Source organism: Streptomyces misionensis, assembly GCF_007896895.1.
Lineage (GTDB): Bacteria > Actinomycetota > Actinomycetes > Streptomycetales > Streptomycetaceae > Streptomyces > Streptomyces misionensis_A.
Genome location: NZ_VOGW01000177.1, coordinates 1 through 9,721, shown reverse-complemented (window position 1 = coordinate 9,721; position 9,721 = coordinate 1). Strand labels below are relative to the sequence as shown.

Here is a 9,721-nt window from a genome sequence, read left to right as displayed (position 1 = left end):
CGGCTTGGTCGGCGGGTCCGTCGGCTTCGTCTTGGTCGGGGTCGGCGTCGGCGTCGGGGACGCGTCCCCGCTGCCGGTGCTCCCCGTCTCGCTCGGGTCGGCCGGCGCGCTGTCGGACGCGGACGGCCGCGGCGGGGCGCTGGTGCCGGTGTACGTGCCCGCCGGGCCCGAGGCCGAGGGCCGGACCACGGGCGGCTGCGCGGGCGTCCCGGTGTCCTGGCCCGGGTCGGCGTCCACCGTGGAGTCCCCGGCGTCCTGGCTCGCCGACGGGTTGACGTCGGCCCGCCCGGCGGGGTTCTTGTCGTCGCCCTCGTGGGACGTCATGCCCAGCGTCACCACGGTGCCCAGCACCGCCGCGAGCAGCGCCCCGGAACCGGCCGCCACCATGTTGCGGCGGGCGAGCCGGCGGATGCCGAGCCCCCGGGCGGGCGGCGCGGACACCTGGGGCGTGACCAGGGTGTCGGGGACCGGGACCGGCGCCGGTGCCGCCGGTGCGGCGCGGCGCGGCTCGGGCTCCTGCTCCCCGGCCACCGCCGGTACCGGCACCCCGGGCAGTTCCCCGGCCCGGTCCGCGACCAGTGCCAGGGCCCGCCGTCCGGCGACGGTGCCGCGCTTGTCGGCGAGCGCGCCGCGCAGCCCGATCGAGGTCTCCAGCTCGGTCCGGGCCCGGTCGAGCCGGCCGGCGCAGAGCGCGAGGATGCCCAGCTCGTGGTGGAAGTAGGCCTGCTCGGTGACCTCGCCGGTGTGCAGCGAGGCCTCGGCGCCGTACCGCAGGGCCCGTTCCCAGGCGCTCCAGTTGAGCCCCGCGGCGAAGGCGGGCGCGGCGGTGCGGGCGAGCCGTACCGCGTGGTCGTCCTCGCCGCCTGCGGGGGGCACCACGGCCGCGAGGGCCGCGAGCACCGCGTCGGCCTCGGCGCCCACCCGCTCCGGGGTGACCGAGGGGTGCCCGGCCCACCAGGCGTAGTGCTCGGCGGCGGTACGGGCCCGCTCCGGGGCGTCGTCGCCGTACCCGGCGGCCTCCAGCTGGGTCTGGACGCCGGCCGCGAGCCGGTAGCGGGAGCCGACCGGGGAGACCAGCCCGCAGGCCGCCAGCTCCCCGAGGGCCGCGTCGGCGTGGGTGTCGCCGACCAGCGCGGGCAGGTGCGCCTGGTGCGGCACCTCGCCGCCGAGGGCGACCGCGAAGCGCAGGGCGGCGCGGGCACAGGCGCTGAGCCGGGAGGCGAGCAGCGGGGCGGGCGCGGCGGCCTCGCCGAGCGAGGGCAGCGGCACGGCCGCGCCGTCGAGGCCTTGCACCTGGCCGACCACCGGGCGTACGTCCTCGAAGACGCCGTACTCGTCCACCGCGCCGGTCTCGGCGCGCAGGTGGTCGCGCTGCCGCAGCAGGGCGCCCGCCTGCACGAAGCGCAGCGGCAGCCCCTCGGACTCGAACCAGAGGTCGCCCGCCCAGTTGGCCTCCTCCTCGGTGAGCACCCGCCCGGCCGTGCGCTCCAGGATCTCCACCCCGCCGGCCCGGTCGAGCCCGGCCAGGAAGACCTCCTCGACGTCGGCTTCCGCGGAGGGCGCGGGCACTTCGGGGGTGGCGGCGAGCAGGAAGGCGCACTCGGGGGTGGCGTCCAGCAGTTCGTCCAGTTCGGCGCCGCCGAACTGGAGGTCGTCCAGCACGACGACCGCGCCGATCTCCGCGAGCGGCGCCCGCAGTTCCTGGCGTTCGGGGCGGTGGCGGGGGGCGTCGTGGACGGCGTGGAAGAGGTCGTGCAGCAGGTCTTCGGCGGTGCGCTGGAAGCCGTTCAGGCGCACCACGCCGTCGGGCGCGAGGTCGTGGCAGTCCTCGGCGACCAGGTCGAGCAGGGCGGTGCGGCCGGAGCCGCCGGGACCGGTCAGCCGTACGGTGCGGCCCCGGGCCAGCAGCCGGACCAGCCGCTCGCGCACGTCCTGGCGTTCCAGCAGCGGCAGCGGCTGCCGGGTGGGTCCGGGCGGCACCGGGGGCCTGGCCGCGCGCTCGGCCCCGGCGCGCTCGGCGGCGGTGCGCTTGCGCGGGCTGCCGGGGCGCTCGGCCGGCGGGCACGGCTCGATCTCGCTGCCGTCCACGGGGTTGACGGTCAGCAGCAGGTCGCCGCAGACGAGGTGCTCCGTGCGGGCGGGCGCGGGCGTGTGCGGGCCGAAGTCGGCGATGAGGGGGTCCCGGGGCGGACGGCGGCTGCCCGCCGCCATGTGCTCCTCGGGTCCCGGGCTGCTGATCGGGTCCATGGGTTCAAGCCCCCCATAAGCGTCGTGTGCTCGTGATCCGGCCCCTCCCGGTCTGCCGCACACCGCGCTGTCGCTCCGGTCCGGACCCGCTCGGTCGAGGGGTGCGAGTCAGGCGGGCGACTCGGGCGGGCGAGGGAACCCTAAACCGTCGCCCAGTATCCATGACAGGGCGGGGGTGCCGTATCCCGTCGTGGGAGGCGCCGTACGGTCCGACACGTCACGGTCCGGCGCGGATTGCGCCCCGGGCCCCGCCCGCGGACCGCCCTCGAACCCCCGGCCGGGGGATCAGACGCGCGGCAGCGATTCCACGCCGATGCCGCCCTCGATGGCGAGGATGCGGTGCAGCCGGGTGGCCACCAACAGGCGCTGCATCTGCGGCGGTACGCCGCGCAGCACCAGACGGCGACCGCAGCGGCCGGCCCGCCGGTGGGCCCCCATGATCACCCCGAGTCCGGTGGCGTCCCAGGAGTCCAGTTCGGACAGGTCGAGCACCAGGTCGCCGGCGCCGTCGTCGACTGCCGAGTGCAGGGCCGTACGGGCGTCCGCCGCGCTGCGGACGTCGAGGCGCCCCCCGACGACCAGCTCGGCGTGGTCGCCCCTGATGTGCATATGCGCTCCCCGTTGAGTGCGGTTGTGGCGTTCTCCGTGTCGATGCTGTGCACCGTCTGACTGAATGCGTGGCGGTGCGGTTGCTGCTTGTAAGCGAACCGATACCGAATTCACCCCTGGGAGTGATGTTCTGGGGGTGAATTCGGTGACGATCCGCTTTCGTACTCGCTCAGTACCTGCTCAGTACGGGCTCAGTACGTGTAGAAGCCCTGCCCGCTCTTGCGGCCGATGTCACCGGCATCCACCATCCGGCGCATCAGCTCCGGCGGGGCGAACTTCTCGTCCTGGGTCTCGGTGTAGATGTTGCCGGTGGCGTGCAGCAGGATGTCCACGCCGGTCAGGTCGGTGGTGGCGAGCGGGCCCATGGCGTGGCCGAAGCCCAGCTTGCAGGCGAGGTCGATGTCCTCGGCGGTGGCGACGCCCGACTCGTAGAGCTTCACGGCCTCCACGACGAGGGCGGAGATGAGGCGGGTGGTGACGAACCCCGCGACGTCCCGGTTGACCACGATGCAGGTCTTGCCGACCGACTCGGCGAACTCCCGCGCGGTGGCGAGGGCTTCGTCGCTCGTCTTGTACCCGCGGACCAGCTCGACCAGCTTCATCATCGGCACCGGCGAGAAGAAGTGCACGCCGACGACCCGCTCGGGCCGCTCGGTGGCCGCCGCGATCTTGGTGATCGGGATGGCGGAGGTGTTGGAGGCGAGCACGGTGTCCTCGCGCACGATCTTGTCGAGCGCGCGGAAGATCTCGTGCTTGACCTCCAGCTTCTCGAAGACGGCCTCCACCACGACGTCCGCGTCGGCGGCGGCGTCCAGGTCGGTGGTCGGGGTGATCCGGCCGAGGGCGGAGTCGGCGTCGTGCGCCTCCAGCTTGCCCTTGCTCACGAACTTGTCGTACGACGCCTTGATGGCGTCGGTGCCGCGCGTGAGCGCCTCGTCGGTGACATCGCGCAGGACGACCTCCCAGCCCGCCTGCGCGGCGACCTGAGCGATACCGGACCCCATGAGACCGGCCCCGATGACGGCGAGCTTCCCTGCCACTCCGACTCCCTCTTCCCGCTGTTACCCGCTGTGGACGTGTGCCTCTTCGGCGGACGATAGCGCTCGTGAGGCCGGATGAGTACGGTAAGTAACGCGCGTCACTGTCTCAGGGGCTGAGACTCCGGTCACGTCAATTCCTCGTGGACTCAAGTGTTTTGTCCCCCTGTCGGCGGCCGTGCCGATACGCTGCGTGGCCAGATCGCTACGTTTCCCATCGGGGGTGTGCCATGCCACCGCGAAAAGTGGTCACGGGCCGCAGCCAGGAGCCTCGCCGGCGGTACGCGGAGGAACTGCGCCGACTGCGTCTGGCCAAGGGCCTGAGCCTGCGTGAACTGGCCGCGCTGGTCGGCTGGGACGCGTCCCTCTTCGGCAAGCTGGAAACGGGCAGTTCCCTGGGCAGCCCGGAGGTGGCGGAGGCGCTGGACCAGTTCTACGGGACGCCGGGGCTGTTGCTGGCCATGTGGGAGATGGCGCTGGGCGATCCGACGCAGTTCAAGGAGAAGTACCGGCAGTACATGGCGCTGGAGGCTGAGGGGGTGAGCCTCTGGCACTACGGGGTGAGCGCACCGCCGGGCCTGCTTCAGACCGCCGGCTACGCACGCGAGACGCTGTCCGCGGGCCAACTCGAAGACGATGAGCTGGATCAGCAGGTCGCGGCACGACTGGGGCGGCGTCAACTACTGGAGGGCAAAAACCCTCCACTGTTCCGGTCCATCCTGTCGGAGGCGGTACTGCGAACCTCGCTACGCGACGCGGCAGCGTGGCGGGAGCAGATGACGTACTTGGCAGAGGTCGCAGAGCGGCCGCGCATCACCGTGCAGGTGGTGCCGTTCAGTGCAGGTCCCCACAGCCTGATGAACACAACCGTCATGTTCCTGCGACTCCCGGACGGCCACACGGTGGCCTACACGGAGAACGATTTACGCGGCGAACTAGTCCAGGACAACGCCTCAGTTGAGCTATTGCAACGTAGGTACGATGCGACGCGTGACCTCGCGCTGAGCCCGGCCGAGTCGCTCAAGCTCATCCTGCGGACGTTGGAGGAATTGCCGTGCGAGCCATAGACCTGAGCAGCTTGACGTGGCGCAAGAGCAGCTACAGCAACACCGACGGCGGCGAATGCCTCGAAGTCTCCGACAACCACCCCACCACCACCCCCGTCCGTGACAGCAAGACCCCCCACGGCCCCGTCCTCCTCTTCACGGACCCGGCCTGGGCGGCCTTCGTCGGGGCGGTCGGGCGCGGGGTGCTGGACTGACGGAAAAGCCCCCGGCGCCGTCCTTTCGGGACGGCGCCGGGGGTCGTGTCCGACTGCCGGGGCCTCAGCTGTCGGCGCGCTGCTTCCCACGGTCGTCACAGCCGTAGTCGCAGGGCTTCCCGGGCTTCCCGGGCTCCCCGTTGACGGTGATGCTGGCCCGCGCCGGCTCGCTGACGACCTGGTTGCCGTCCGGGTCCGTGCCGGTCGCGCGGGCGGTGTTGGTGATGACGCACTCCTTGCCGCCGTAGCCGTCCTTGCCGCCCTTGCCGCCGTCCGCGCACTTGTCCAGGTCGGCCTGGGTGACCGTGAACGTGCCGTGGCAGGTGGTGGAGGCGCCGGGGGCGAGCGTGGTCGCGTCACAGGTGACGCCGGTGACGAGGTCGTCGTTCACCCGGACGTCGTGCAGGGTGGTGCTGCCGGTGTTGGTGACCGTGTAGGCGTACTCCACCCTGGACCCGACCTCGAACGGGCCCGGCGAGACCACTCGCTTGCGCAGGGTGATCTGCGACTCCCCGAGGGGGACCGTGACGCTGGCCACGGCCGGCTCGCTGACGACCTCGCGGCCCTGCGGGTCGGTCGCGCTGGCCCGGGCCACGTTGACGATGACGCACTGCGTGGTGTCACCGCTGTTCCGGCAGGCGTCGATGTCCGCCTGGGTGATGGTGTACGAACCGTGGCAGGTGGTGGAGGCACCGGGGGCCAGCGTGGTCGTGCCGCAGGTGACGTCGCTCACCCGGTCGTCGCTCACCCGCACGTCGTGCAGGGTGGTGTTGCCGGTGTTGTGGACGGTGTACGTGTACTCGACCGTCGAGCCGACCTGGTACGGACCGCTCGACGTCACCCGCTTGTCCAGGGTGAGCCGGGGCTCGGTGATCGGCACGGTGACGCTGGCCTCGGCGGGCTCGCTGACGATCTCCCGGCCCTGCGGGTCGGTGCCGCCCGCCTGCGCCACGTTGGTGATGACGCACTCCGTGGTCGCCCCGGCGTCCCGGCAGTCGTCGATGTCCGCCTGGGTGATGGTGTACGAACCGTGGCAGGTGGTGGAGGCGCCGGGGGCCAGCGTGGTCGCGTCACAGGTGACGTCGCTCGCGTGGTCGTCCAGGACCATCACGTTGTGCAGGGGGGTGCTGCCGGTGTTGGTGACGGTGTACGCGTAGTCGACCCGCGAACCGACCTGGTACGGGCCGCTCGACGTCACGCGCTTCGTCACGGTGATGTGCGGCTGCCCGACCGGGAGGGTGGCCTGGGTCTCCGGAGAGGTGACCGTCTCGCCGTCCGTCGTACCCGTCGCCGTGGCGGTGTTGGTCACCGAACCGGCCGTGCCGTCGGCGGCGGTGATGGTGTAGGTGCCGGTGCAGGTGGTGGTGTCACCGGGCTCCCCCGCGGGGGCGAGTGAGGTCGCCTCGCAGGTGATGTCCGTGACGCGGTCGTCGTGCACCGTGATGTCGTTCAGCCGCGTACCGCCGGTGTTGCGCACGGTGTAGCGGTAGGTGACCGTCTGCCCGACGGAGTAGGGGCCGGGGGTCGTCACCGCCTTGTCGACCTCCAGGGCCGGTGGCCGCTGGATCGGCACCGTCTCCGAGGACGGCGGCGAGGTGACCTCCTCGTCGTCGGAGAGCCCGGTCGCCACGGCGGTGTTGTCGATCGAGCCGCTGGCCGCGTCGGCGGCCGTCACGGTGTACGTCGCGGTGCAGGTGATGGTCTGTCCCACCGCGAGGTTCGTCGTGGGGCACGACACCGGGCCGATCTTCGGGTCGTTCACGGCGAGATCGGTGATGTCCGTGTTGCCGGAGTTCGTCACCACGAACTCGTACGGCACCTGCGACCCGACCGTCAGATCGCCGGGCAGCGGCTGCCGGACCTGCTTGACCAGGTTCAGCTGGGGCAGCGGCTCGGCGCTGTGGACGACCACGTTGCGGATGAGGTGGACGTCGGTGTTCGCCCCGGTCGAGGACGCGAAGCCGAACTTGAAGGTGGAGGGCATCGGCTGGGGCGCCGGCGCGGACAGGACCTGGTGCGGGCCGGTGCCGTCGTTGAAGTCGACGGTCACGGTCACCACCGGGTTGGGCGCCGGGGTGATGTGCACGTTGACCCGGCGCCGGTCCGGCTCCAGCAGCTGCTCGGCCTCCTGCGGGGTGACGCCCGGCGGCAGCTCGGTGGTCGGGCCCTGGAGGTTGCCCGGAAGGGTCGACGGGTAGGGGCCCGTGCCGGTGAAGTTGGTCGTCGTGGCGGTGATGAAGCAGTAGCCGATGTCGCCGTTGCCCGGCCCGCGCAGGGTGATGATGTTGGGCCCCGGCGGCGGCCAGGACTCCATGGAGGGCGCGCGGTTGGGACAGCCGTTGCCCCGGCCCTCCCCGTCCCCGAAGAAGTTGCCGTACACGTCGAGGCCGACGCCCAGGTAGCCGTGGTCGACGCCCGGCTGGAAGGGCAGGTCCGGGTTGTTGTTCTCGCGGAGCTGGGCGTAGCCGAGGCTGCCGCCGAAGGCGCCCGGGTGGGTCAGCGAGGCCGCGCCGTCGACCAGGAAGAAGGAGATCCCGTCCGCGGGGCGCGCCGGGGTCGTGCTGCCGTACTGGTACTGGTCGAAGGTGACGTCCAGACCCTGCCCCGCCGGGATGGCGTGGTTGTACAGCACGGCCGAACTCTGGAAGTGGGCGGCGTCGGTCAGCCGCAGGAAGCCGTGCGGCGCCGCGTTGTTCGGCGGGACCGGTCCGATCGCGGTCGGCGCACAACCGCCCAGCGGGTGGCTCCCCGACGGCGGCGGCGTGGCCGCGGTCGGTGCGCCGGTGAGGCAGGATGCCCCCACGCCCGTGAACTCAGGGGCCGTGGCCTCGGTGAACGTCTCGTTGACCAGGGGAGAACCGGTGGCCCGCGGCTGCGGCGCGGCACTGGCGGTGCCGCCCAGCGCCAGGGGTACTCCCGCGCCGACGACGAGGGCCAGCGCCGCCGCGGCGAGTCGGGAAGCGCGCCCGCGCGGCACGGGCCGGCCGGGCGACGTAGGGGGTCGTCTTCTGCTCATGAACCGCATCAGTAGCAGTCACCCGTCCGCCTCCCCCGCTTGACAAACCGGCATATGCCCCCAATGGCCCCCGCAACCTACCCCACTGCCGCATCCCCGGCGGACCCGCCCCGGGCGCGCTCGCGCACCGCGTACCCGAGCACCCGCTCGCTCAGCAGGTCCTCCATCTCGTCCAGCAGCGCCAGCACCTCCCGCGAGACCTCCGCGGGCGCCCGGCCCTTGACCATCTCCCGGCCGATGACCCCCATCACCGTGCCGTGCACCCAGCCGATCTGACCGGCCATCAGGTGGGGCAGGTCGTCGCCGTCGGCCGCGCCGGTCTCCTCGCGCAGGGCCTCTTCGAGGCTCGCCTGCACCTCCTGGGAGATGGCCCACAGGCGGGAGCGCAGCGCCGGGGCGGCCTCGATGACACGCATGAAGACGGCGTAGTCCGGGAGCAGACCCAACCGCGGGGACACCGCCTCGACCTCCTCGCGCAGTTCGCGCAGGACGGCCGCCGCCGCCGACTCCCCCTCGCGGCGGCCGCGGACCCAGCGGGCCAGGCGGTCCACCACCCCCGCGGAACGGTCGAAGAACAGGTCCTCCTTGGTGGGGAAGTAGTTGTAGACCGTGTTGACGGAGACGTTCGCCGCGTCGGCGATCTCCGCGATCGTCACCGCGTCGAAGCCGCGCTCGACGAACAGCCCCGTGGCGACATCCGAGATGTACTGCCTGGTCTGCCGCTTCTTCCGCTCCCTGAGCCCCTCAGCCATGCCCCGATCCTAGCTTCGCTGGACCTCCTGAAAACTTGGGGTCATTGCAAATTTTCAGAGACTCTGTTTTTCTGGGGGCATGGCAGCAGTCATCAGCGCGGCGGGACTCGCCCGCACCTTCCAGACGAAAGCCGGCCCCGTCGACGCCGTGCGCGGCATCGACCTCACCGTCCACGAGGGCGAGATCCTCGGCTTCCTGGGCCCCAACGGCGCCGGCAAGACCACCACCCTGCGCATGCTCACCACCCTCCTGAAGCCGACCGGCGGCACGGCCACCGTCGCCGGGCACGACCTCGCGAGCGACCCGGCCGGGGTGCGGCGGGCCTGCGGGTACGTCGCCCAGTCCGGCGGGGTCGATCCGCAGATCACCGTGCGGGAGGAGCTGGTCACCCAGGGGCGGTTCTACCGGCTGGCCAAGGCCGACGCCGTCGCACGGGCCGGGGAACTCGCCCGCGACCTCGACCTCACCGGCCTGCTCGACCGCAAGGCGGGCGCGCTCTCCGGCGGCCAGCGGCGGCGCCTGGACATCGCGATGGCCCTCACCCACCGCCCCGCCGTGCTGTTCCTGGACGAGCCGACCACCGGCCTCGACCCCGGCAGCCGCGCCGACCTGTGGGACCTGGTGCGCGGGCTGCGCGACGAGGGCACGACCGTCTTCCTGACCACCCACTACCTGGACGAGGCCGACGCCCTCGCCGACCGGCTGGTGATCGTCGACCGGGGCGTGGTCGCGGCCGAGGGCACCCCCGCGGCGCTCAAGCTGGCGTACGGCGGTTCCCTGGACGCCACCCTCCAGGAC

General features: G+C 72.4%; 8 protein-coding genes. 3 read left to right on the top strand and 5 right to left on the bottom strand.

Going from position 1 to position 9,721, the window contains the following annotated elements; translation table 11 throughout:
• The 3 genes from FRZ03_RS29270 to FRZ03_RS29260 form a co-directional block, all read right to left on the bottom strand.
• On the bottom strand, window positions 1-2,247 hold a 2,247-nt coding region (locus FRZ03_RS29270), incomplete at its 3' end, for an ATP-binding protein (protein ID WP_146468205.1).
• A 285-nt stretch (window positions 2,248-2,532) separates the two neighbouring features.
• Window positions 2,533-2,856: an STAS domain-containing protein gene (locus FRZ03_RS29265; RefSeq protein ID WP_070027794.1), complete on the bottom strand. Its 324-nt coding sequence runs from the start codon at window positions 2,854-2,856 to the stop codon at window positions 2,533-2,535.
• Between the two features lie 191 nt (window positions 2,857-3,047).
• The gene (locus tag FRZ03_RS29260) at window positions 3,048-3,896 is read right to left on the bottom strand and encodes a 3-hydroxyacyl-CoA dehydrogenase family protein (RefSeq protein WP_146468102.1); all 849 of its coding nucleotides are present in this window, start codon (window positions 3,894-3,896) and stop codon (window positions 3,048-3,050) included.
• Window positions 3,897-4,123: 227 nt separating this feature from the next.
• On the opposite strand from FRZ03_RS29260, the gene FRZ03_RS29255 reads away from it, so the two are divergent.
• Together FRZ03_RS29255 and FRZ03_RS29250 are read left to right on the top strand one after the other, a co-directional pair.
• The gene (locus tag FRZ03_RS29255) at window positions 4,124-4,960 is read left to right on the top strand and encodes a helix-turn-helix domain-containing protein (RefSeq protein WP_146468101.1); all 837 of its coding nucleotides are present in this window, start codon (window positions 4,124-4,126) and stop codon (window positions 4,958-4,960) included.
• A complete protein-coding gene (locus FRZ03_RS29250; protein ID WP_146468100.1) occupies window positions 4,948-5,154 on the top strand; it encodes a DUF397 domain-containing protein in 207 nt (68 codons plus the stop codon). The genes FRZ03_RS29255 and FRZ03_RS29250 overlap by 13 nt, the downstream gene beginning before the upstream one ends.
• A 64-nt stretch (window positions 5,155-5,218) precedes the next feature.
• On the opposite strand, the gene FRZ03_RS29245 is transcribed toward FRZ03_RS29250, so the two are convergent.
• Both FRZ03_RS29245 and FRZ03_RS29240 read right to left on the bottom strand, forming a co-directional pair.
• Window positions 5,219-8,170 (bottom strand): DUF7507 domain-containing protein, encoded by a 2,952-nt coding sequence (locus tag FRZ03_RS29245; protein ID WP_146468099.1) that lies wholly within the window; start codon window positions 8,168-8,170, stop codon window positions 5,219-5,221.
• Between the two features lie 77 nt (window positions 8,171-8,247).
• Window positions 8,248-8,922, bottom strand: coding sequence for a TetR/AcrR family transcriptional regulator (locus tag FRZ03_RS29240; RefSeq protein ID WP_146468098.1), 675 nt, complete (start codon window positions 8,920-8,922; stop codon window positions 8,248-8,250).
• Window positions 8,923-9,001: 79 nt separating this feature from the next.
• On the opposite strand from FRZ03_RS29240, the gene FRZ03_RS29235 reads away from it, so the two are divergent.
• The coding region (locus tag FRZ03_RS29235) for an ABC transporter ATP-binding protein (RefSeq protein WP_146468097.1) at window positions 9,002-9,721 on the top strand (720 nt) is incomplete at its 3' end.

Bases quoted from the DNA above. Each gene is read 5' to 3' on its own strand.
- FRZ03_RS29265 (WP_070027794.1), bottom strand. From the start codon at position 2,856: ATGCACATCAGGGGCGACCACGCCGAGCTGGTCGTCGGGGGGCGCCTC.
- FRZ03_RS29255 (WP_146468101.1), top strand. From the start codon at position 4,124: ATGCCACCGCGAAAAGTGGTCACGGGCCGCAGCCAGGAGCCTCGCCGG.
- FRZ03_RS29245 (WP_146468099.1), bottom strand. From the start codon at position 8,170: ATGAGCAGAAGACGACCCCCTACGTCGCCCGGCCGGCCCGTGCCGCGC.
- FRZ03_RS29240 (WP_146468098.1), bottom strand. From the start codon at position 8,922: ATGGCTGAGGGGCTCAGGGAGCGGAAGAAGCGGCAGACCAGGCAGTAC.